Annotated in this window: 22 protein-coding genes and 1 pseudogene; 16 read left to right on the top strand and 7 right to left on the bottom strand. The window is 67.7% G+C overall.

The features are described from left to right. The first annotated feature begins 5 nt into the window (after positions 1 to 5). Genes rfbB through RV045_RS05495 form a run of 11 tightly spaced genes read left to right on the top strand, consistent with a single transcriptional unit; the run spans position 6 to position 9,348 of the window. A complete protein-coding gene (gene rfbB, locus RV045_RS05445) occupies positions 6 to 1,064 on the top strand; it encodes a dTDP-glucose 4,6-dehydratase (RefSeq protein WP_423234764.1) in 1,059 nt (352 codons plus the stop codon). After that, a complete protein-coding gene (gene rfbD / locus RV045_RS05450; protein WP_423234765.1) occupies positions 1,054 to 2,001 on the top strand; it encodes a dTDP-4-dehydrorhamnose reductase in 948 nt (315 codons plus the stop codon). Before rfbB ends, rfbD begins: the two co-directional genes overlap by 11 nt. 38 nt (positions 2,002 to 2,039) lie before the next feature. Beyond that, complete coding sequence (gene rfbA, locus RV045_RS05455; RefSeq protein ID WP_423234797.1) at positions 2,040 to 2,912, top strand: glucose-1-phosphate thymidylyltransferase RfbA; 873 nt, start codon at positions 2,040 to 2,042, stop codon at positions 2,910 to 2,912. 13 nt (positions 2,913 to 2,925) lie between these two features. Beyond that, the gene (rfbC, locus tag RV045_RS05460) at positions 2,926 to 3,507 is read left to right on the top strand and encodes a dTDP-4-dehydrorhamnose 3,5-epimerase (protein WP_423234766.1); all 582 of its coding nucleotides are present in this window, start codon (positions 2,926 to 2,928) and stop codon (positions 3,505 to 3,507) included. A gap of 31 nt (positions 3,508 to 3,538) precedes the next feature. After that, positions 3,539 to 3,976, top strand: a complete 438-nt coding sequence (fabZ, locus tag RV045_RS05465) for a 3-hydroxyacyl-ACP dehydratase FabZ (protein ID WP_423234767.1) — start codon at positions 3,539 to 3,541, stop codon at positions 3,974 to 3,976. A gap of 20 nt (positions 3,977 to 3,996) precedes the next feature. Next, on the top strand, positions 3,997 to 4,785 hold the full coding sequence (gene lpxA / locus RV045_RS05470; RefSeq protein WP_423234768.1) for an acyl-ACP--UDP-N-acetylglucosamine O-acyltransferase: 789 nt from the start codon (positions 3,997 to 3,999) through the stop codon (positions 4,783 to 4,785). A gap of 41 nt (positions 4,786 to 4,826) precedes the next feature. Then, the gene (gene lpxB, locus RV045_RS05475) at positions 4,827 to 5,963 is read left to right on the top strand and encodes a lipid-A-disaccharide synthase (RefSeq protein ID WP_423234798.1); all 1,137 of its coding nucleotides are present in this window, start codon (positions 4,827 to 4,829) and stop codon (positions 5,961 to 5,963) included. Continuing rightward, positions 5,960 to 6,598: a ribonuclease HII gene (locus tag RV045_RS05480; protein ID WP_423234769.1), complete on the top strand. Its 639-nt coding sequence runs from the start codon at positions 5,960 to 5,962 to the stop codon at positions 6,596 to 6,598. The genes lpxB and RV045_RS05480 overlap by 4 nt, the downstream gene beginning before the upstream one ends. Then, a complete protein-coding gene (locus tag RV045_RS05485; RefSeq protein WP_423234770.1) occupies positions 6,595 to 7,401 on the top strand; it encodes a TrmH family RNA methyltransferase in 807 nt (268 codons plus the stop codon). The genes RV045_RS05480 and RV045_RS05485 overlap by 4 nt, the downstream gene beginning before the upstream one ends. Positions 7,402 to 7,426: 25 nt before the next feature. Continuing rightward, entirely contained in the window at positions 7,427 to 7,960 is a 534-nt protein-coding gene (gene rraA, locus RV045_RS05490; RefSeq protein WP_423234771.1) for a ribonuclease E activity regulator RraA, read from the top strand. After that, on the top strand, positions 7,957 to 9,348 hold the full coding sequence (locus tag RV045_RS05495; RefSeq protein ID WP_423234772.1) for a DUF3422 family protein: 1,392 nt from the start codon (positions 7,957 to 7,959) through the stop codon (positions 9,346 to 9,348). The genes rraA and RV045_RS05495 overlap by 4 nt, the downstream gene beginning before the upstream one ends. Before the next feature lie 38 nt (positions 9,349 to 9,386). Here the strand turns inward: RV045_RS05495 and RV045_RS05500 are convergent, their stop codons facing one another. From RV045_RS05500 to RV045_RS05515, 4 genes and pseudogenes are all read right to left on the bottom strand, one after another. After that, on the bottom strand, positions 9,387 to 10,307 hold the full coding sequence (locus tag RV045_RS05500; RefSeq protein ID WP_423234773.1) for a LysR family transcriptional regulator: 921 nt from the start codon (positions 10,305 to 10,307) through the stop codon (positions 9,387 to 9,389). 498 nt (positions 10,308 to 10,805) lie between these two features. Next, positions 10,806 to 11,195: pseudogene (locus RV045_RS05505) on the bottom strand (barstar family protein); the annotation flags it as partial. Positions 11,196 to 11,268: 73 nt separating this feature from the next. Then, positions 11,269 to 11,592, bottom strand: coding sequence for a guanyl-specific ribonuclease (locus RV045_RS05510; RefSeq protein WP_423234799.1), 324 nt, complete (start codon positions 11,590 to 11,592; stop codon positions 11,269 to 11,271). A gap of 400 nt (positions 11,593 to 11,992) precedes the next feature. After that, a complete protein-coding gene (locus RV045_RS05515) occupies positions 11,993 to 14,317 on the bottom strand; it encodes an NADP-dependent malic enzyme (protein WP_423234774.1) in 2,325 nt (774 codons plus the stop codon). A gap of 147 nt (positions 14,318 to 14,464) precedes the next feature. Here RV045_RS05515 and thiL point away from each other — a divergent pair, with 147 nt between their 5' ends. Beyond that, positions 14,465 to 15,484, top strand: coding sequence for a thiamine-phosphate kinase (thiL, locus tag RV045_RS05520; protein ID WP_423234775.1), 1,020 nt, complete (start codon positions 14,465 to 14,467; stop codon positions 15,482 to 15,484). 35 nt (positions 15,485 to 15,519) lie between these two features. After that, a complete protein-coding gene (locus RV045_RS05525; protein WP_423234776.1) occupies positions 15,520 to 16,155 on the top strand; it encodes a phosphatidylglycerophosphatase A family protein in 636 nt (211 codons plus the stop codon). A gap of 6 nt (positions 16,156 to 16,161) precedes the next feature. On the opposite strand, the gene RV045_RS05530 is transcribed toward RV045_RS05525, so the two are convergent. From RV045_RS05530 to flhD, 3 genes are all read right to left on the bottom strand, one after another. Further along, positions 16,162 to 16,614: an organic hydroperoxide resistance protein gene (locus RV045_RS05530; protein WP_423234777.1), complete on the bottom strand. Its 453-nt coding sequence runs from the start codon at positions 16,612 to 16,614 to the stop codon at positions 16,162 to 16,164. Between the two features lie 98 nt (positions 16,615 to 16,712). Next, positions 16,713 to 17,177, bottom strand: coding sequence for a MarR family winged helix-turn-helix transcriptional regulator (locus tag RV045_RS05535; protein WP_423234778.1), 465 nt, complete (start codon positions 17,175 to 17,177; stop codon positions 16,713 to 16,715). 39 nt (positions 17,178 to 17,216) lie between these two features. Beyond that, complete coding sequence (flhD, locus tag RV045_RS05540; protein WP_423234779.1) at positions 17,217 to 17,540, bottom strand: flagellar transcriptional regulator FlhD; 324 nt, start codon at positions 17,538 to 17,540, stop codon at positions 17,217 to 17,219. Positions 17,541 to 17,782: 242 nt separating this feature from the next. Between flhD and uvrB the strand changes: the two genes are divergently transcribed. From uvrB to RV045_RS05555, 3 genes are read left to right on the top strand one after another with little or no spacing between them, the layout of a single operon-like run. Continuing rightward, the gene (gene uvrB, locus RV045_RS05545) at positions 17,783 to 19,876 is read left to right on the top strand and encodes an excinuclease ABC subunit UvrB (protein WP_423234780.1); all 2,094 of its coding nucleotides are present in this window, start codon (positions 17,783 to 17,785) and stop codon (positions 19,874 to 19,876) included. Continuing rightward, positions 19,873 to 21,450, top strand: coding sequence for a protein adenylyltransferase SelO (locus RV045_RS05550; protein ID WP_423234781.1), 1,578 nt, complete (start codon positions 19,873 to 19,875; stop codon positions 21,448 to 21,450). Before uvrB ends, RV045_RS05550 begins: the two co-directional genes overlap by 4 nt. Continuing rightward, positions 21,447 to 22,217: a TSUP family transporter gene (locus tag RV045_RS05555; protein ID WP_423234782.1), complete on the top strand. Its 771-nt coding sequence runs from the start codon at positions 21,447 to 21,449 to the stop codon at positions 22,215 to 22,217. The genes RV045_RS05550 and RV045_RS05555 overlap by 4 nt, the downstream gene beginning before the upstream one ends. The last annotated feature ends 94 nt before the right edge of the window (positions 22,218 to 22,311 follow it).

Genomic DNA, 22,311 nt, shown 5'->3' on the forward strand with positions numbered 1-22,311 from the left:
AAACCATGATCCTGACCACAGGCACCGCCGGTTTCATCGGCAGCAATTTCATTCTGGACTGGCTGGCCTCCACCGACGAGCCCGTGATCAACCTGGACGCCCTGACCTACGCGGGCAACCTGGAAAACCTGGCCACGCTGCAGGGCGATGCGCGCCATACCTTTGTCCAGGGCGATATTGGCGACAGCGCGCTCCTGCAGCGTCTGCTGGCGCAGCACCGGCCCCGGGCAGTGCTGAACTTCGCGGCCGAATCGCACGTGGACCGCAGCATCGCCGGGCCCGAGGCCTTCATCCAGACCAATGTGATGGGCACTTTCCGCCTGCTGGAGGCCGTGCGCGCTTACTGGAACGACTTGCCGCCCGATGAAAAATCGGCCTTCCGCTTCCTGCATGTGTCCACCGACGAGGTCTACGGCAGCCTGGGCGCGCAGGACGCGCCCTTCACCGAGCAGCACCGCTACGAGCCCAACAGCCCCTATTCGGCCAGCAAGGCGGCCAGCGACCACCTGGTCCGCGCCTGGTTTCACACCTACGGCCTGCCGGTGCTGACGACCAACTGCAGCAACAACTACGGCCCCTACCATTTCCCTGAGAAACTGATTCCGCTGTGCATCACCCGGGCGCTGTCGGGCGCCGCGCTGCCGATTTATGGCGATGGCCAGCAGATTCGCGACTGGCTCTATGTGGGCGACCACTGCAGCGCCATTCGCCGCGTGCTTCAGGCCGGGACGCCGGGAGAGGTCTACAACATCGGCGGCTGGAACGAAAAAGCCAACCTGGACGTAGTGCGCACGCTGTGCGCGACGCTGGACAAGCTCCAGCCCCGTGCCGATGGCGCCTCTTACGCCACGCAGATCACCTTTGTTCCCGACCGGCCGGGCCACGACCGGCGCTACGCCATCGACGCCAGCCGCATCGCCCGCGAGCTGGGCTGGAAACCGGCCGAGACCTTTGAAACCGGCCTGCGCAAAACGGTGCAGTGGTACCTGGACCACCCGCAGTGGGTGGCCAACGTGACCAGCGGCGCCTACCGCCAGTGGCTGGGGCAGCAGTATGGCGGCTGATCGCGATGTCCCGGTCATCCTGCTGACGGGCAAAAACGGCCAGGTGGGCTTCGAGCTGCAGCGTGCGCTGGCCCCTCTGGGCCAAGTGGTGGCGGTGGGCAGCGCGGACGTCAATCTGGCCGATGCCGTCGCGCTGCGCGAGCTGGTGCGGCGTGTGCGGCCTGTGCTCATCGTCAACCCGGCGGCCTACACGGCGGTGGACAAGGCCGAGAGCGAACCAGACCTCGCCCACGCCGTCAACGCCGTCGCGCCGGGCGTTCTGGGCGAAGAAGCTCAGCGCCTGGGCGCCGCCGTCATCCACTATTCCACCGACTACGTGTTCGATGGCCACAAGCCCGAGCCCTACACCGAGGACGACGCCTGCGCCCCGGCCAGCGTCTATGGCGCCAGCAAGCGCGCGGGCGAGCAGGCGCTGGCCGCAGCCTGCGCGCAGCACCTGATCCTGCGCACCAGCTGGGTGGTGGGCGCGCACGGGGGCAATTTCGCCAAAACCATGCTGCGGCTGGCAGCGACGCGCGATGCCTTGAATGTGGTTGCCGACCAGTGGGGCGCGCCCACGTCGGCGGCGCTGATCGCTGATGTGACCGCCCACCTGGCCGCACGCTGGCTGCGCCTGGCAGGCGCAGAAAAAGCGGTGGACATCCCTTGGGGCATTCCCTGGGGTATCTACCACCTGGTGGCGGGCGGCGAGACCACCTGGTGCGATTACGCCCGCCACGTGCTGGCGGCGGCCCAGGCGGCGGGGGTGGCGCTGAAGGCGGGTCCGGACCAGGTTCACCCCATCGCCACCGCCGACTATCCCACCCCGGCGCAGCGCCCGCTGCAGTCGCGGCTGGACACCTGCCGCCTGCGTGAGACCTTTGGCCTGCACCTGCCGCCCTGGCAGCAGGGGGTGGACCACATCCTGCAACAGATCCTGCCGAAAGGGCTGTCATGAGCGCACAAACTTCATCCTCTTCCCCGGCGGCTTCCCGTGTGCGGCGCAAAGGCCTGATCCTGGCGGGTGGGTCTGGTACGCGGCTGTATCCCGTCACGCAGGCGGTGTCCAAGCAGCTGATGCCGGTCTACGACAAGCCCATGGTCTATTACCCGCTGACCACGCTGATGCTGGCCGGGATCCGCGAGGTGCTGATTATTTCCACCCCGCAGGACACACCGCGCTTTGCCGAGCTGCTGGGCGATGGCAGCCCATGGGGCATGAGCATCCAGTACGCCGTGCAGCCCAGCCCGGACGGCCTGGCGCAGGCTTTTGTCATCGGGCGCGATTTTGTCGGCGGCGCCCCCAGCAGCCTGGTGCTGGGCGACAACATTTTTTACGGCCATGACCTGGTCCGCCAGTTGGCCCACGCCGATGCGCGCACGAGCGGGGCCAGCGTCTTTGCCTACCATGTGCACGACCCGGAGCGCTATGGCGTGGTCGAGTTCGACGCCCAGCGCCGCGCCATCAGCATCGAAGAAAAGCCGGTGCAACCCAAAAGCGCCTACGCGGTCACCGGCCTGTATTTTTACGACAGCCAAGTCTGCGACATAGCGGCGGACATCCGCCCCTCGCCGCGCGGCGAGCTGGAAATCACCGACGTCAACCGCCGCTATCTGGAACAGGGCCAGCTGCAGGTTGAGATCATGGGCCGGGGCTACGCCTGGCTGGACACCGGCACGCACGACAGCCTGCTGGATGCGGCCAGCTTCATCGCCACGCTGCAAAAACGCCAGGGCTTGATGGTGGCTTGCCCGGAAGAAATTGCCTACACCCAAGGCTGGATCGGCGCGGAGCAGCTCCAGCGCCTGGCTGCGCCGCTGGCCAAAAACGGCTACGGCCAGTATTTACTGCGCCTGCTGGGCCGCTGAACGAAAGACCCACATGCCCTACACCGTCACCCCGACCGCCCTGCCGGAAGTGCTGATCCTCGAGCCCCGCGTCTTTGGCGACGAGCGCGGTTTTTTCTTCGAGAGCTTCAACCAGCGTGATTTTGAAGCAGCGACTGGCGCGTCGGGTCAGCCCGCCACCGCAGCCCACTTCGTTCAGGACAACCACAGCCGCAGCCGACGCGGCGTGCTGCGCGGCCTGCACTACCAGATCCGTCAGCCCCAGGGCAAGCTGGTCCGCGTGGTGGAGGGCGAGGTGTTTGATGTCGCTGTCGATTTGCGCCGCAGCTCGCCGCGTTTCGGGCAGTGGGTGGGCGTGACGCTGGATGCTGACAGCCACCGCCAGCTCTGGGTGCCGCCCGGCTTTGCGCATGGCTTTGTGGTGCTGAGCGAATCGGCGCAGTTTCTCTACAAGACCACCGATTACTGGGCGCCCGAGTTCGAGCGCAGCCTGCTGTGGAACGATCCGGCGCTGGCCATCAACTGGCCGCTGGACCGGCTGGGCGGCCAGGCCCCGCAGCTCGCAGCCAAGGACGCCGCGGCGCTGCCGCTGGCGCAGTGCGAGCTTTACGACTGAGGCCGTGGTGGACCCGCGCTAGAATTGCCCCATGGACATCCACCACATTCTCAAAAAACTGCCGCACCGCTACCCCTTTCTGCTGGTGGATCGCGTGCTGGAGTTCAAAACCGGCGAAAGCATTGTCGCGCTGAAAAACGTGACCATGAACGAGCCGTATTTTGTCGGCCACTTTCCCATCCGTCCGGTGATGCCCGGGGTGCTGATCCTGGAAGCCATGGCGCAGGCCGCCGCGCTGCTGGCCTTTGAATCCATGGGCACGCAGACCGACGAGAAAAGCGTCGTCTACTTCGCCGGGATCGATGGCGCGCGCTTCAAGCGCCCCGTCGAGCCGGGCGACCAGCTGCACCTGCACGTCAGCCTGCTGCGCGCCAAAGCTGGCATTTACAAGTTCGCGGCCAAGGCCATGGTCGGCGCCGACCTGGCCGCCGAAGCCGAGCTGATGTGCACCATGCGCCAGGTGCCCTGAGGCCGCAGGCGGTTCAAGCCATGGCCCAGATCCATCCCACCGCGCTGGTTGACCTGGCCGCCCGCCTGCACGACAGCGTGCGCGTCGGGCCTTACTGCGTCATCGGCCCCGAGGTCAGCGTGGGCGAGGGCACGGTGCTGGGCCCGCACTGCGTGGTCGAAGGCAAAACGACCATCGGCCGCGACAACCGCTTCTTCCAGTTCAGCTCGATCGGCGCGCAGCCGCAGGACATGAGCCACGACGGCAGCGTGACCGAGCTGGTCATCGGCGACCGCAACACGGTGCGCGAGTTCTGCACCTTCAACACCGGCACGCACAAGGAGCAGGGACTGACCCGTGTCGGCAGCGACAACTGGATCATGGCCTACGTTCACCTGGCGCACGACGTGGTGCTGGGCGATCACTGTGTGCTGGCCAACAACGCCACGCTGGCCGGGCATGTGCACGTCGGCGACTGGGCGGTGATCGGTGGCCTGACGGGCGTGCACCAGTTTGTCCACATCGGCGCGCACAGCATGACGGGTTTCCAGGCGCATGTGGCGCAGGACGTGCCGCCCTTTATGACGGTCGATGGCCACCCGCTGACCGTGCGTGCCGTCAACCTGACGGGCCTGCGCCGTCGCGCGTTTTCCGACGCGCGCATCAGTGCCATCCGCCAGATGCACCGTCTGATCTACCGCAGCGGCCTGACGCTGGATCAGGCCCGCGAGCGCCTGGCTGAACTGGCCGACACCACGGCCGAGGCCACTGCCGATGTCGCGCTGATGCTGGATTTCCTGGCCGCGTCCCGGCGCGGCATCGTGCGTTGAACGCTCCGGCGCCGACGTCTGATCCGCGCCTGGCGCTGGTCATGGGCGAGGTCTCGGGCGATCTGCTCGCCGCACGCCTGCTGGCGGGCGCCCGTGAGCGCTGGCCGGGTCTGCTGGCTTACGGCATTGCCGGACCCGCCAGTCAGGCCCAGGGCATGTCGGCCTGGTGGCCGCACACCGAACTGGCCGTGCGCGGTTACGCCGAGGTGCTGCGCCACTACCCGCGCATCGCGGGCGTGCGCCGCCTGCTGATCGAGCGTCTGCTGGCCGATCCGCCCGATGTCTTCATTGGCGTGGACGCGCCCGATTTCAACCTGCACGTCGAGAAACGCCTGCGCGAGAGCGGCGTACCCACCGTGCACTTCATCTGCCCGTCGATCTGGGCCTGGCGCGGCGGGCGCGTGCGCCACCTGCAGGAGAGCTGCGACCGCGTGCTGTGCGTCTTTCCCTTCGAGCCCGAGCTGCTGGCGCGCCACGGCATTGCCGCGACCTACGTCGGCCATCCGCTGGCCAGCGTCATCCCTGATGAGCCCGACCGCGCGGGCGCCCGCCAGCGCCTGGGCCTGGCGGCGGACGTGCCCGTGGTCGCCGTGCTGCCCGGCAGCCGCAGCAGCGAGATCGACACCAACGGCCCCGTCTTCCTGCGCGCCGTGGCCCGCCTGCACGCGCTGCGCCCCGAGCTGCGTTTTGTGCTGCCCGCCGTGCCTGGCCTGCACGCGCGCCTGGCCGAACTGATCGCGCGCGAGGCGCCTTGGGCGGGCGTGCAGCTGCTGGACGGCGATTCCTACACCGCGCTGGCCGCCTGCGACGTCACCCTGATCGCCAGCGGGACGGCCACGCTGGAAGCGGCGCTGTTCAAGCGTCCCATGGTCGTCGCCTATGTGATGAATGGGGTGAGCTGGCAGATCATGAAGCGCATGGGCTATCAGCCCTGGGTCGGGCTGCCCAACATTCTGGCGCAGCGCTTTCTGGTGCCCGAGCGCCTGCAGGACGCGGCCACGCCCGACCAGCTGGCGCAGGATATTCTGGGCTGGCTGGATCAGCCGCAGCGCGTGGCCGATCTCCAGACCGAGCTGCACGCCCTGCACGAGCGCCTGCGGCGCGACACGCCTGGCCTTTGCGCGCAGGCGCTGGACGAGGTGCTGACCGCGCGTCGCGGTCGCAGCCCCGGGCCATGAACGCCGCGCCAGTGCTTCTGGTGGGCGTGGACGAGGCCGGGCGCGGGCCCTGGCTGGGGCCGGTTTTTGCCGCTGCTGTCATCCTGCCGACCGCCTTTGATCTGCCGGGCCTGACCGATTCGAAAAAGCTCAGCGCGCCGCGCCGGGAGCGCCTGTTTGACGCCATTCAGGCGCAGGCCGTCGCCTGGCACATTGCCAGCAGCAGCGCGGCCGAGATTGATCAGCACAACATCCTGCAGGCCACGCTACTGGCCATGCGCCGCGCCGTGCTGGCGCTGCCGGGTCTGGGCGAGGCCTTGCCGCTGGCGCAGATTCAGGTGCGGGTGGATGGCAACCGCGCGCCAGATCTGGCGCCGGTTCCCCGCGCGCAGGTGCAGACGGTGATCGGTGGCGACGCGCAGGTGGCGGCGATTTCGGCGGCATCCATTCTGGCCAAGGTCGCGCGCGACCGCTGGTGCGCGCAGGCCGAGGCGCAGTGGCCGGGCTACGGCCTGGCGCAGCACAAGGGCTACGGCACGGCCGTGCACGCCAGTGCGCTGGCCACGCTGGGTCCGTGTCCCGAGCACCGCCACAGCTTCGCGCCGGTGCGCCGCGCACTGGAGAGCCGTGATCTGGCCGGGCAGGGGGGCGCATGAGCAGCCCGCACGAGCCCATCACCTCCGCGCAGAACCCGCGCGTGCAGCGCCTGCGCCAGCTCGTACGCACGCCGGCGGCCTACCGCCAGCAGGGTCTGATCTGGATCGAGGGCGAGCATCTGCTCACCGCAGCGCTGGAAGCCGGGCTGCCGCTCGATACCCTTGTCGCCACGCCCGGCCTCGTCCAGGACGGCCGCTGCGCTGGCCTGCTGCCCCAGTGGCAGGCCGCGAGCCACCAGACGCTGTGGCTGGAAGATCGCCTGTTTGCCGCCGTCAGCGACCTGGTCACGCCTGTCCCGGTGGCGGCGCTGGTGCAGTCCAGCCGCCTGATTCAGCCTGCTCTACTGCCTGACGCCCCCACGCTGGTGCTGGACCGGCTGCAGGACACCGGCAACGTCGGCAGCCTGATGCGCACGGCGCGGGCCATGGGCTACCGCCAGGTGCTGGCGCTGGCGGGAACGGCCGCGCTGGCTTCGCCCAAGGTGATGCGTGCGGCGCAGGGCGCGCACTTTGGCCTGCATCTGGTCGAAGGTCTGGCGCCCGACGCACTGGCCGACCTGCGCGTGCCGCTGCTGGCCACGGCGCTGGACGCCCCGCACGAGCTGCACCGCACGCGCCTGCCCTGGCCCTGCGCCTGGGTGCTGGGTCACGAAGGGCAGGGCGTGGCCGCGACCGTGCAGGCGCGCTGCGCCCAGACGCTGCGCATCGCCATGCCTGGTGGTTTCGAATCGCTCAACGTCGCCGCAGCGGGCGCGATCTGCCTGTATGCCGCGCTGCCCTGGGACGCGGCGGTGCCGTCCTGATTCCTGGCCATCACTTCAATTCACCATGAATTCCACATCGACCTGCGACTGGTGCGACGCGCACAAATCCACCGCCCAGGGCCCGCAGGAACTGCGTGTGCTGGCGCTGCCCTGGCGATCCTATGGCGCGCGCGCGACCTTCAGCGGCCCGGCCGTCACGGTGCAGGCGCTGGACGACAACTCCGAGGTCAAACGCTGGCTGGAATCGCCGGGCGAAGGCCGCGTGCTGGTGGTCGATGGCCACGGCTCGATGCGCCGGGCGCTGCTGGGCGGCAACATGGCTGCCAGCGCGGCGCGCCAGGGCTGGGCGGGCGTACTGGTCTGCGCAGCGGTGCGCGATGTGGCCGAGCTGGCGCTGGCCGATGTCGGCATCTTCGCGCTGGGCACGGTGCCGCTGCCCACCGAGCGGCGCGGTCAGGGTCTGAGCCAGATTCCCGTTCGCCTGGGCGGCGTGACGGTGCTGCCGGGTGACCTCATCGTGGCCGACGCGGATGGCGTGATCGCCCTGCCGCCCGCCTTTTCGACCGGGCCTTCGATGGCCGCCGGAGCCGCTTCATGAGCCCCATGCCTTTCACTGTTTTCCCCGGGCGCCAGCGCCTGAACGACGAGCTGCACGCCCGCCCGCCCATCCGTGTGGATGGGCCGACGCGGGTCAGCTATCTGGCCTTTCTGACCGCCCCGCGCGGCGACGACGGCGCCCGCGACACCGTTCAGGGCGCGGCGCCGGAAGGGGCGGACAGCGCGCCTGACGGGCCGCACCGGCGCCATCTGGCCGGGCTGTTCGAGGCCATGGCGCTGCCCCTGGTCCCTGGGCCGGATGCGCGCCACCTCATCATCGACACCCCGGCCTTTCGCCTGAAATGGGAGCAGCACGGCGAGTTCTGCACCTACACCTTCTTCCAGCCGGTGACCGGCCCCGCGCCGGTGCTGGATCTGGCGCGTGCGCTCAGCCCCGACGCGGCGGCGCCCACCGCGCTGGCAGGCGTTCCGGCCGACTGGCTGGCGGGGATTCCGGGCGAGCTGCTGGTGGCCACGCACCTGGACGTCATCCCCGGCACCGAAGCGCAGGTGCAGCGCCAGCTCGCCGAGCTGGGCGACCCGCGCGAGCACTGGGTGGCGTCCAGCCTGGCGGGTGAAGCGGCGTGGGTGTTCACCGATTTCCGGCTGCACGATGGTTTTTCGCGCATCACCCTGGTCGATGGGGGACTGGGCCGGATGCGCGGCGGCCGCACGGTGCAGCGCCTGCTGGAGATCGAAACCTACCGCATCACCGCGCTGCTGGCGTTTCCCGTGGCCAAAGAGGTCTCGCGGCTGCTGGGCCGCTGCGAGACGCATCTGGCCGCGCTGATCGCGCGCATGAGCCAGGCGCGCACGCCCGAGGACGAGCGCGCCATTCTGGGCGATCTGACGCAGCTGGCTGCCGAGGTCGAGCATTCGGTGGCGCGCACCACCTATCGTTTTGGCGCCTCAGCGGCGTATTACCGCCTGGTTCAGCAGCGCATCCGCGATCTCAAGGAGCGTTATCTGGCGGGCTACCCCAGCATCCAGGGCTTTATGGCGCGTCGCCTGGCCCCTGCGCTGGACACCTGCGCGGCGGTGTCGCGTCGCCAGTCTGACCTGTCGGCGCGCATTGCGCGCACCAGCGCGCTGCTGCGCACGCGGGTGGATATCGAACTGGAGCGCCAGAACCAGGCCGTGCTCCTGCGCATGGACCAGCGCGCCCACCTGCAACTGCGCCTGCAGGAGACGGTGGAAGGGCTGTCGGTGGTCGTGCTGACCTATTACGGCTCGCAGCTCGTCAACTACCTGAGCAAGGGGCTGAAGCCCCTGATCGGCTGGTCCAGCGATACGGTCACGGCGATCTCGATTCCGGTGATCGCCGCGCTGGTCGCTTGGGGCACGCACCGCATGCGCCGCAAACTGGCCGCGCACGAACCCAGGAGCTGACGCCGATTCCCGGGTCGGGCGCTGTGCCCGGCCTTCCCTCACCAGGCGCTGTTGCCGGAGTTGGGGCTGAAGAAGAAGTGGCGGAAGTAATCCATGAAGGCCGTGGCGACGGCCGATGGCGTGCCCGCCTTGTTCCAGGCCATGCCCACGTTCATGGGCGGCAGATCGTCTTCGATGGGCCGCGTTTCGATGCGGCGGCCTTCCAGCGACCAGGGGCGGTAGATCATGTCGGGCAGAACGGCCACGCCGACGCCGTTGGCGGCCATGCTGCGCACGGCTTCGATCGAACTGGTGCGCAGCACCACGCTGGGCTCCAGCCCGAAGTGGCGCCAGTTGCGCATGGCGGCTTCTTCGGCTTCGTCCGAGTTGAGCATGATCAGCGGATGGCGCGCGACATCTTTCATGTCCGTGCTGTTGCCGCTGGCCAGCTCGTGGCCGGTGGCCATCCACACGCGCATGGGCGAACCGAAAAAGACCTCGCTGTTGATATCGCCCGTGCGCTGGATGTTGTCAGTCAGCAGCAGGCCGACGTCGACCTGGCCGCGCACCAGCGCTTCTTCAATGGCGGGGCGGGTGAGTTCTTCGATCTCGACCTGCAGTTTGGGGTGGAGCTGGCCCACGCGCTGCAGGTGGGTGGGCAGGAAATAGCCCATCACTGTCGGCGTGACAGCCACCTTGACCCGACCGCTGATGGTGCTTTCCTGGTTGGGCATGGCCATGGCGCGGTCGGCCGCGTCCAGCACCTCGTAGGCGTGGCTCAGGAAGCGTCGGCCCATGGGCGTCAGCACGACGCCCGACGAGGTCCGGTCAAACAGGGTGTTGCCCAGAAAAGCTTCCAGATCGCGCACAGCGGTCGTGATCGCCGATTGCGAGATGTTCAGCTGCACACCCGCCTGGGAAATCTGGCCCAGTTCTGCGGCCGTGACGAAGTACTTGAGCTGACGAAGGGTGAAGGCCATGGTGCTGTCCGGTGAGGTGCCTGGTCGGCGGGACTGAGAGACGAGTGGCACGAGTCATTACCAGCTCTCGGTTTCCTGGAATTTTATTGTTGAACGCGCCGATTTTATGGAATCGCTTGATGAAAGCGCGAGCAATCGGCGCGGAATATACCAGAATGACTCCGTTTGTTGAACAAGGTTCCTGCGGGGAGCCGCCTGAACATGTAAAAAACCGGGGGGGCCAAAAAAAACCCGGCGCAGGGCCGGGTCGGGTGCAATACCCTCATCCGAAGCCGCCGTCTAACCCGCGGAAGCGGGGGTGACGGCCTGGGCGGTTGTGCTGGCGGGCTTGACCGGCGCGGCCTGCTGCCAGACGCGGGTGTCAAAAACGCTGCACATCATGGGCATGCGCGTGCCAAAGGTGCTGTTGAAACCGCTTTTGGACGCAGGCTTGGGTTTGACGTCCAGCGCCGGGGTTTCGGGTTCCGGATCCCAGGTGCTGTTGTCCTGCACGATGGAGAACGAGTAAAAGCAGCGGAAGGGCACCTTGCGGTCGGCCCAGAATTCGGCCACGTCGGCGAAGGTGTCCAGCAGTTGCTCGCGGGCATCGCGGTCAAAGCGGGCGCTGCCAGGGATCTGGTCGAGCACGACGATGAAGCCCACCTGTGGGCCAGCACTGTGCACGGCGTTGGTCAGGCAGTCATACAGGGCGTCGAGGTTCTTGCCGAAATGATCGGGAAAGAGGAAGGCGCGGGCAATGATCTCGAGCACGTCAGCCTTGGTCTGCGCCTGGGTCAGGTCGGCGTAGAGGAAGTGTTGCCCCGTGTCCTGGGCGGCCTGGGCGAGATCATCGAGCCGGTAGGCGCGGATGGCCTGAACGATGTTGCTTCGGATGTTTTGCAGCTGGATCATCGGTATCCTCGGAAATCAAAGAACAAAAGAGCGTTTGTCGCCAGTGGGCCAGTCGGCTGGCTGGCGCGGGTCAGTGGACCACCTGCCGGAAGCTGGCGTAGTGGTCCGCCGTGTAAAAACAGTGCGCAGGCGCCCGGGGCTGAGTGCCTCCGCACACCAGACGCCGGGCGCCCCTGTGGCTCACCCCCGGTGTTTCGACGGTGTATTCGCGGTAGTAGCCGCGTTTCTGGGCGGGCAGCAGGCGTTCGCGGTTGCCAAACACCGTGCCGTCCTTGTCGTGATCAAAGTCGTAAGAGCCCACAATGCGGCCCAGAATGTCCTGGCCCTCAGGCGGCAGGGCGCTGTAAGCCACCGTGGGCAGCCCGACGGGCGCTGCGTCCAGCAGGGCGTTCAGTGCTTCGGAACCGCTGCCCGAAGGCGCCTGCGCCTTAGCTGCGGTGGCCTGGGAAGCGGCTGGTGCGAAGGCGACCGTGGGGGCGCCTGTCCGGGCTTGCGCACTGCCAGTGCGGCTGGCGCCCCACTGATACCCCAAACCCAGCAGGAGGGCGGCAAAAAACACCAGCGCCAGAGTGGTGGGGAGATCCAGCCGACCCCAACCGAAGCGGCGGGAGGGCTGCTGGCGCGACAACGATGGCTTGGGCATACCCGGGTGAATTCTCATGAATTCGCCATCTTAGCCAATGCGTCCCCAAAGCTCAAGCCATGGCCCCGCCAGCCCGGCGGCGGGGCGGCCGGGCTTGACAGGCTATCGTGCGCTGTGCTGTGCCGGGGATCGGGGCGGCAGCCCCGGTCCGTCAGCGGCTGGCGTTGGCGTCGGCGACCGTCAGCGCGGTCATGTTGACGATGCGCCGCACGGTGGCGGAAGGCGTCAGGATGTGCACCGGCTTGCTGGCGCCCAGCAGGATGGGCCCGATGGCGATGCCGCCGCCCGCCGCCGATTTCAGCAGGTTGTAGCTGATGTTGGCGGCGTCGATGTTGGGCAGTACCAGCAGGTTGGCTTCGCCCAGCAGCGTGCTGTCGGAAACCACGTCCTTGCGCGTGCTGACATCAAGCGCGCAGTCGCCGTGCATTTCGCCGTCCACTTCCAGCCACGGGGCCTGCTCGCGCAGCAGATCGCGGGCAGCGCGCATTTTCAGCGCCGAGGGCATCTGGCTGCTGCCGAAGTTGGAGTGCGACAGCAGCGCCGCGCGGGGCTCGATGCCGAAGCGGCGCAGCTCTTCGGCGGCCAGCACGGTGATCTCGGCGATCTGTTCGGCCGTCGGGTCGTAGTTGACGTGCGTGTCCACCAGAAAAACCTGGCGCCCGGGCAGGATCAGCCCGTTCATGCAGGCGTAGGTGTTGACGCCCGCCCGCTTGCCGATGACCGCGTCGATGTACTGCAGGTGGTTGTTGGTCACGCCCCAGGTGCCGCAGATCAGGCCATCGACTTCGCCCTTGTGCAGCAGCATCGAGCCGACCAGCGAAAAGCGGCGGCGCATTTCGATCTTGGCCAGCTGCACCGTGACGCCCTTGCGCTGCAACATGCTGTGGTAGGTCTGCCAGTAGTCGCGGTAGCGCGGATCGTCGTCGATGTTGACGACTTCGAAGTCGCGGCCCATCTCCAGGCGCAGGCCCAGGCGGGCGATGCGGTCGTTGATGACGCGCGGGCGGCCGATCAGCCACGGGCGGGCCACGCCTTCGTCGACGACCACCTGGATGGCGCGCAGCACGCGGTAATCTTCGCCTTCGCTGAAGGCAATGGCCTTTTTGGCCGCCTTGCGCGCGATGCTGAAAATGGGCTTCATCATCGTGCCCGAGGCGTAGACGAAGCTCTGCAGGTGGTGGGCGTAGGCGGCCATGTCGGCGATGGGCCGCGTGGCCACGCCGGAATCCATGGCGGCCTGAGCCACGGCCGGGGCGATTTTCATCATCAGGCGCGCGTCAAACGGCTTGGGGATGAGGTATTCGGGGCCAAAGCTCAGGTTGATGCCCGCGTAGGCGGCGGCCACGGTGTCGTCCTGCTCGGCGCGCGCCAGCTGCGCGATGGCGTGGACAGCGGCCACTTCCATGGCGTCGTTGATGGTCGAGGCGCCGCAATCCAGCGCGCCCCGGAAGATGTACGGGAAGCACAGGACATTGTTAACCTGGTTGGGGTAATCGGTGCGACCTGTCGCCATGATGGCGTCATCGCGCACCGATTTGACGTCTTCCGGCAGGATCTCCGGGTTGGGGTTGGCCAGCGCGAAAATGATGGGCTGCTTGGCCATGGCCGCAACCATGTCGGTCTTGAGCACGCCCTTGGCCGACAGACCCAGGAAAATGTCCGCGCCGGGGATGACTTCCGCTAGCGTACGAAGCGGCGTGGGCTGGGCGAAAATGGCTTTGTCCTCGTCCATCAGCTCGGTGCGGCCCTCGTAGACCACGCCCGCCAAGTCGGTCACCCAGATGTTTTCGCGCGGCAGGCCCAGCTTGACCAGCAGGTTCAGGCAGGCCAGCGCGGCGGCGCCCGCACCGCTGGCGACCAGTTTGACCTCGGTGATCTTCTTGCCGACCACCTCCAGGCCATTGATGATGGCCGCGCCCACGACAATGGCCGTGCCGTGCTGGTCGTCGTGGAAGACGGGAATTTTCATGCGTTCGCGCAGGCGGCGCTCGACCAGGAAGCAGTCCGGCGCCTTGATGTCTTCCAGGTTGATGCCGCCAAAAGTGGGCTCCAGCGCGGCGATGATCTCGATGAGCTTTTCGGGGTCGGATTCGTTGATTTCGATGTCAAAAACGTCGATCCCGGCGAACTTCTTGAACAGGACGCCCTTGCCCTCCATGACCGGCTTGCTGGCCAGCGGGCCGATGTTGCCCAGGCCCAGAACGGCGGTGCCGTTGGTGACCACGCCGACCAGGTTGCTGCGCGCCGTGTAGCGCGCGGCGGTGGTCGGATCGGCGACGATTTCCTCGCAGGCGGCGGCGACGCCGGGCGAGTAGGCCAGGGCCAGATCGCGCTGGTTGGTCAGCTGCTTGGTGGGGGTGACGGAGATTTTCCCCGGCGTCGGAAACTCGTGGTAATCGAGTGCGGCGCGGCGCAGGTCGGCCTGGCGCTGGGCTTTTTCGTCGTCGGAAATGGGCGAGGGCAGGGGGCTGTTCATGGCGGGCGGGCGCCGCTGGGGCACCAGGTTGGGACTGCATTGATTGTAGGTGCTGCCACGGCGGCCTCCGGCGGGCAGGCGGCTGGATGGGGGTAATCCCGCGCCAGCGCCTGCGGTCTGGGCCGTGGCGGGGGCACAATACGCGCCATGCCCACCGCCGAGTTTGACCTCATCCGCCGCTGCTTCACACGACCGCCCGTGCACGGCGCGGGCGAGGTGAGCGTCGTGAGCCTCGTGAGCCTCGGTATTGGCGACGACTGCGCCGTGCTTCAGCCCACGCCGGGCCAGCAGTGGTGCGTGTCCACCGACACGCTGGTCGCGGGCGTGCATTTTTTCGAGGATGTTGATGCGGCCCGGCTGGGCCACAAGGCGCTGGCCGTGAACCTGAGCGATCTGGCGGCTTGCGGCGCCACGCCCCGGGCGTTTTTCCTCGCGCTGAGCCTGCCCCGCGCCATGGCCGCGAAAGAGGCCTGGTGCCAGTCGCTGGCGCACGGCCTGTTCGCGCTGGCCGACGCGCATGGCGCGGTGCTGGCCGGTGGCGACACCACGCGCGGCCCCTTGAGCCTGACGCTGACGGTGATGGGCGAAGTGCCCCAGGGCCAGGCCCTGCTGCGCAGCGGTGCGCGGGTGGGGGACGAGGTCTGGATCAGCGGCGATCTGGGCGGTGCTTATCTGGGTCTGCAGTCGCGGCGCGAGCCCGGCCGGTTTGCGCTTGGTCCGCTGTTTCAGGCCGCCATCGACCGACTGGAATGCCCGCAGCCGCGCGTGGCGCTGGGCCAGGCGCTGCGTGGCATCGCCCACAGCGCGATTGATCTGAGCGACGGCTTGGTGGCCGACCTGGGCCATGTGGCGCGGGCGTCAGGCCAGGCGGACGGGCCTCTGCACTTCGAGCTGGATTTTGACCGCCTGCCGGCCCACCCGGCGCTTGCGCTGCTGGATGATGTCCAGCGCCAGCAGGCCATTCTGGCGGGCGGCGATGATTACGAGCTGGCTTTCACCGCCCCGGTCGGTGCCCACGCGGCCGTGCTGGCGGCCGCGCAGGCCAGTGGCACGCCCGTGCACTGCGTGGGCCGGGTGCGTCCTGCACAACCCGCAGAGGCTGCGGTGATTGTTGTGGCCGACGGGCAGGCGCTGGCGCCGCCGACGGGCGGTTTTGTTCATTTCTGATCCGGCGCCGGATCGGGTTTTTGGCTGGAATTTCCATGTCTGCCACATCGTCTTCGACCGCTTTTGAAGCGCTGCCCGCCGTGATCCCTCAACCGGAGTCGCCCCGGGCGAACTGGGCCTGGATGCGCCAGCGTCCCGGCCGCTGGCTGGCGCTGGGCGGCGGTTCGGGGCTGAGCCCCTGGGCGCCGGGGACGGCGGGCACTCTGGCCGCCTGGCTGGCGTTTGCGCTGCTGGATGCACTGCTGGGCTGGGTGGGCATGACGGGCTGGAGCCGCGATGCCATCTGGGGGAGCGTCTTCGTGCTGGGTGCGGTGGTGGGCGTGGCGGTGTGCACCGAGGCGGCGCGTGGCCTGAACCGGGCCGATCCGTCCTGCGTGGTGTGGGACGAAATCTGGGCCTTCTGGCTGGTGCTGTGGTGGGTGACACCGGTGGCGGCCGCCGGGCCCTTCCCGGGCTGGCTGCAGCAGCTGCTGGCGTTTGGCCTGTTCCGGCTGTTTGATGCCGTCAAGCGCGGCCCGGTGGGCTGGGCGGATGGCCTTTACAAGCTGCGCCCCGGCGAGGCCATAGGCTGGCGCCAGGGCTGGGGCATCCTGTTTGATGACCTGGTGGCGGCCGCCTGCACTTTGGCGGTGCTGGCGGTGCTGGTCAGGATCGCCGGGTTCTGGGCCTAAACCCTATCAACTCCTGACCTTTTCATCCTGGTCTTCCACCAGCGTCAGGGTCACGTCGATGTTGCCGCGCGTGGCGTTGGAGTACGGGCAGACGATGTGCGCCGCGTCCACCAGCTTCTGCGCCGTGGCTTTGTCCAGACCCGGCAGGCTGATTTTCAGCTCGACCGCGATGCCAAAGCCCGTGGGGATGGGGCCGATGCCGACAGCGCCTTCCACCTGGGTGTCCGCCGGAACGGCGATTTTGTCGCGCCCGCCGACAAACTTCATGGCGCCCAGAAAGCAGGCGCTGTAACCGGCGGCGAAAAGCTGCTCGGGGTTGGTGCCGGTGGCGCCGTTGCCGCCCAGTTCTTTCGGCGTGGTCAGCTGCACGTCCAGCACCTTGTCGCTGCTGGTGGCACGGCCTTCGCGGCCGCCGGTGGCTGAGGCGTGGGCGGTGTAAATGATTTTTTCGACGCTCATGAAGTTCTCCTGTTGGGACTGTGATCTTGAATTTGCACGCTATTAAGTAGCGAACGATCTAATTATGCGCGCTGCGGCAAAACCTGGCGCTGCTGGGGTTATTGAGCGTCCAGGCGCTGACGCAGGGCGATCAACGGGTCGCGCAACGCGGCCAGGTCCTGGGGGCTGCACTGCAGCGCGGCGTGGATGCAGCCGGGCACGTCCAGCGCCTGCTGGCGCAGGCTGCGGCCGCTGTCGGTCAGGGTGACCAGCACCTGGCGCTCGTCGTGCGTGGCGCGCTGGCGGGTCAGCAGGCCGCGCACTTCCAGGCGCTTGAGCAGCGGGGTCAGGGTGGCCGTGTCCAGCATCAGGCGCTGGCAGATGTCGGAGACACGCAGCCCATCGCCCTCCCACAGCACCAGCATGACAAGGTACTGCGGGTAGGTCAGATCCAGCCCGGCAAGGGCCTGGCGGTAGACCCGGTTCATGCCCAGGTGCGCGGCGTAGAGCGCAAAACACAGCTGGCCGTCGAGGGCCAGCGGGTTGGGGGAAGCGGACGTATCCGGCGGATCGGGCCAGTTCATCGCACCATTTTAGATCGTGCGCGATGAGTCTGCAGGCGATCAGGCGGCGTGGTCGTAGCGGCCGGCCATCAGGATGGAGGCGTGCAGGCGCGAAATGCCTTCGTTGGCGGCCGGCTTGCCGTGGTTGGTCAGCAGGCCCCAGACCAGGTTGTCGTCCATGCGGAACTGGCACAGCAGCGTGTTGGTCGAGGCGATTTTCAGCATCTGCGCGGGGCTGAGCACGTCGATCATGGCAGCGGTTTCCTCGGTGACGCCCAGACGGAACAGGGCCTGTTCGCGGTCGGCCCGGATCAGGCTTTGCGCCAGCATCAGGTAAGACAGGTTGGCTTCGCGGATTTCGGCGAGGATCTGTTCTGTTTTCATGGTGAACTCCGGTGCGCGGTGAGGCGTTATAAGGTGGGGCGAGGTCAGAAGGTGATTCGCAACGGTTCCCACTCTAAAGCCCGGAAGAGGCCCAGGTTATCGGCTTACTTCCATCGCGGACGTCGGCGTTTGATGACACGCTTGTCAGAATTTATCTGACACACTTGTCAGGCAGACCGCTGTTTTCGGTGGCTTCCGGAGCGATCTGCGCGGTTTTCCGCCCTTTTTTCGTGGATTTGTGCATGACATCTGCCCCTCTTGACTCGGACGACAGACCGGGCCGCATCGTGACGTTTCCGGGCTCGCCCTACCAGCTCTGGCAGCCCTACGAGCCAGCGGGCGATCAGCCCACCGCGATCAACCAGCTCTGCGAAGGCCTGGAGGACGGCCTGAGCTTTCAGGCGCTGCTGGGCGTGACGGGCTCGGGCAAGACTTACACCATGGCCAATGTGATCGCGCGCAGCGGCCGCCCGGCCATCGTTTTTGCGCACAACAAGACGCTGGCGGCGCAGCTGTACAGCGAGTTCCGGGAGTTTTTTCCGCACAACGCGGTCGAGTATTTCGTCAGCTACTACGACTACTACCAGCCCGAAGCTTATGTGCCGCAGCGCGATCTGTTCATCGAAAAAGACAGCGCCATCAACGAGCATATCGAGCAGATGCGCCTGTCGGCGACCAAAAGTCTGCTGGAGCGCCGTGACGTGATCATCGTCGCCAGCGTCAGCGCCATTTACGGCATTGGCGACCCCAGCAGCTATCACAAAATGGTGATGACGCTGCGTGCGGGCGACGCGCTGGACCAGCGCGAGATCATCGCCCAGCTGGTCAAGATGCAGTACGCGCGCAACGACATCGATTTCGGGCGCGGTACCTTTCGCGTGCGCGGCGACACCATCGACGTGTTTCCGGCCGAAAACTCCGAGCAGGCGCTGCGCATCGAGCTGTTCGACGACGAGGTGGAAAGCCTCTCGCTGTTCGATCCGCTCACCGGCCGCATCCTGCAGGGCGTCAAGCGCTTCACCGTCTACCCCAGCAGCCACTACGTGACGCCGCGCGAGCAGGTGCTGGCGGCCATCGAGACCATCAAGGTCGAACTGCGCGAGCGCGCCGCCGAGCTTTACGCCGCCAACAAGCTGGTCGAGGCGCAGCGCATCGAGCAGCGCACCCGCTTTGATCTGGAGATGCTCCAGGAGGTCGGCCACTGCAAGGGCATCGAGAACTACACCCGCCACCTGTCCGGCGCCGCGCCGGGCGAGCCGCCGCCCACGCTGGTGGATTATCTGGCGCACGATGCGCTGATGTTCTTCGACGAAAGCCACGTGCTGATCGGCCAGTTTGGCGCCATGTACAACGGTGACCGCTCACGCAAGATCACGCTGGTCGATTACGGTTTCCGCCTGCCCAGCGCGCTGGACAACCGGCCGCTGAAATTCGCCGAGTTCGAGGGCAAGATGCGCCAGAGCATTTTCGTCAGCGCCACGCCGGCCGATTACGAGATGCAGCACGCCGGGCAGGTCGTCGAGCAGGTGGTGCGGCCCACGGGCCTGGTCGACCCCCTGCTGGAAGTGCGCCCCGCCACGCACCAGGTGGACGATGTGCTGCAGGAGATTCGCCTGCGCACCGAGCGCGAGGAGCGCGTGCTCATCACCACGCTCACCAAGCGCATGTCCGAGCAGCTGACCGAATACCTGACCGAGAACGGCGTCAAGGTGCGCTACCTGCACAGCGACATCGACACCGTGGAGCGGGTGGAGATTCTGCGCGACTTGCGCCTCGGGATTTTCGATGTGCTGGTCGGCATCAACCTGCTGCGCGAGGGGCTGGATATTCCGGAGGTTTCGCTGGTCGCGATTCTGGACGCCGACAAGGAAGGCTTTCTGCGCGCCGAGCGCAGCCTGATCCAGACCATAGGCCGCGCGGCGCGCAACGCCTCGGGCAAGGCGATTCTGTACGCCGACAAAATGACGCGCTCGATGGAAAAAGCCATCCAGGAAACCGAGCGCCGCCGCACCCGCCAGGTGGCCTACAACCTGGAACACGGCATCACGCCGCGCACGGTGAAAAAAGCGGTGCGCGACATCATCGACGGGGTGGCGTCCAGCGCCGCGACCAAGGCCATCGACACGGCGCGCAAATCGGCGCAGGCGATGGGCGCCAGCGATTGGCTGACCGAAAAGCAGGCGCTGTCGCTGAGCGAGAAAGACCTGGGCCGCCACCTGAAGCGGCTGGAGAAAGACATGCTGGAACACGCCAAAAACCTCGATTTCGAGAAAGCCGCCCGCCTGCGCGACCACCTGGCGCAGATCAAGAACTGGACGCTGGGTGGCGCCCTATGAGGCCTTTGTCGTTCACATCCGCTCTGGAACACACTTACGCGCGCGATATTCCCGGCGGCAGCGCGCCTGCTGCGCCGCAGGCCGCGCCACAGCCGCGTCTGCTGTGGTTTAACCGCGATCTGGCGCAGGAGCTGGGTTTGCCGACCGACGGTGTCAGTGACGACGATCTGGCGCAGTGCTTCAGCGGCAACGCGCTCCCCACGGGCAGCCAGCCGGTGGCGCAGGCCTACGCGGGGCACCAGTTCGGGCGCTTTTCGCCGCAGCTGGGCGATGGCCGCGCGCTGCTGCTGGGCGAGCTGCGGGCGCCGGACGGATCGCTGTGCGACCTCGCGCTGAAGGGTTCGGGGCGCACGCCTTTCTCGCGCGGCGGCGATGGCCTGGCGGCCGTCGGCCCCATGCTGCGCGAGGCGCTGATGGGCGAATCGCTCCACGCCCTGGGCGTCCCGACCACGCGTGCGCTGGCGGTGGTGGCCACGGGCGGGACCGTGCGGCGCGACACCGCTTTGCCCGGCGCTGTGCTGTGCCGCGTGGCCGCCAGCCACATCCGCGTGGGGACGTTTGAATACTTCGCGGCCCGAGAGGACACGGCGGCGCTTCAGGCGCTGCTGGCCCACACCGTGGCGCGCCACGACCCCACCCTGGCCGCGTTGCCTGCTGAGGAGCAGGCGCTGGCGCTGCTGCAGGCGGTGGTGCGCCGCCAGGCCCACCTGATCGCGCAGTGGATGGACATCGGCCTGATCCACGGCGTGATGAACACCGACAACATGACGCTCAGCGGCGAAACCATCGATTTCGGCCCCTGCGCGATGCTGGAGGCGCACGACCCGGCGGCGGTGTTCAGCTCGATCGACCTGGGCGGACGCTACGCTTACGGCAACCAGCCGCGCATCGCCGCCTGGAACCTGGCGCGCCTGGCCGAGGCCCTGTTGCCGCTGATGGTCCCGCCCAGCGCCGATCCGGCCGCCGCCATCCCCGCCGCAACCGAGGCTGTGCAGGCCTTCGCCAGCCACTACGGCGCCGCGCGTCTGGCGCTGGCGCGATCTCGCTGGGGGTTGGATGCGCCCGGCCCGGCGGACGCTGCGCTGGATGCGGGCGACAACCGCCTGCTCGACGACTGGCTGGCGCTGCTGCACGCGCACCGTGTGGATCACACTCTGGCGGGCTGGCACCTGGCGGGGGCCTGGCCGGGCGCGGGTATGGGCGCCGGTATGGGCGCCAATACGGGGGCGTCAGGCGGTCTTCATGCGCTGTTTGGCGCCGAGGCCCAGGCGCCCCTGAATGCCTGGCTGGCCCGCTGGCAGCAGCGCCTGGCGCAGGCTGGGCCAGGCACGATGCCCGCCGCCCAGGCCCGCGCCCGCCTGCGCCAGCACAGCCCCTGGATCATCGCGCGCAACCACCGCGTCGAAGAGGCGCTGGCCGCCGCGACGGCGGGCGATCTGGCGCCCTTTGATGCGCTGATGGCGGCGCTGCGCCAGCCCTTTTCCCCCGATGGCCAGGACGCGCGCCGCGCGCCTTACGCCGAAGCGGCCGCGCCGGACATCACGGCGGGTTACCAGACTTTCTGCGGAACATGATGCTTGAGCTGATTTTCATCACCCTGGCCAGCGGCCTGGCCGGATTCATCGACGCCATCGTGGGCGGGGGGGGCCTCGTGCTGGTGCCTGCGCTGTTTGCGGCCTTCCCAACGACCGAACCGGCCACGCTGCTGGGTACCAACAAATCGGCCTCGGTCTGGGGCACGGGCATGGCGGCGTGGCAGTACAGCCGCCGCGTGCCGGTGCGCTGGCGGGCGCTGGGCTGGGGCGCTGCGGCGGCGGCGCTGGCTTCGTTTGCGGGGGCCTGGGCGCTGACGCTGGTCTCGGCTGACGCGCTGCGCCGTCTGCTGCCGGTCATCCTGCTGGTGGTGTTTGTTTACACCCTGGTCAAGAAGGACCTGGGCCAGGTGCACGCACCGCGTTACAGCGGACGCCGCGAGGCTGTCCTGATTGCCCTGATCGGCGCCGCGACCGGCTTTTACGACGGCTTTTTCGGGCCGGGCACGGGCAGCTTCATGGTCTTTCTGCTGGTGCGCGTGCTGGGCTACGATTTTCTGGGTGCGGCCATGGGCGCCAAGGTGCTCAATGTGGCCACCAACCTGGCGGCGCTGCTGCTGCTGGGCGCCAAAGGGCATGTGTGGTGGCAGATGGGCCTGGTGATGGCCGTGGCCAACGTGGCGGGCAGCGTGCTGGGGTCGCGCCTGGCGCTGCGCAAAGGCGCCGGATTCGTGCGCGGCGTGTTCATCGTGGTGGTCGGCGTGCTCATCGTTAAGGCGGTGTGGGACGGCTGGCTGAAAACAGCCTGAGCGAGATCGCGGGGCATTCAGTGGCTCACCCATCTGGCGGATGGCGCTGCGGGTGGGCCTGCTGCGACAATGGCGGTCTGACCCGATTCGTGTC

The organism is Amphibiibacter pelophylacis, assembly GCF_037688875.1.
In the GTDB taxonomy this organism is placed as follows: domain Bacteria; phylum Pseudomonadota; class Gammaproteobacteria; order Burkholderiales; family Burkholderiaceae_C; genus Amphibiibacter; species Amphibiibacter pelophylacis.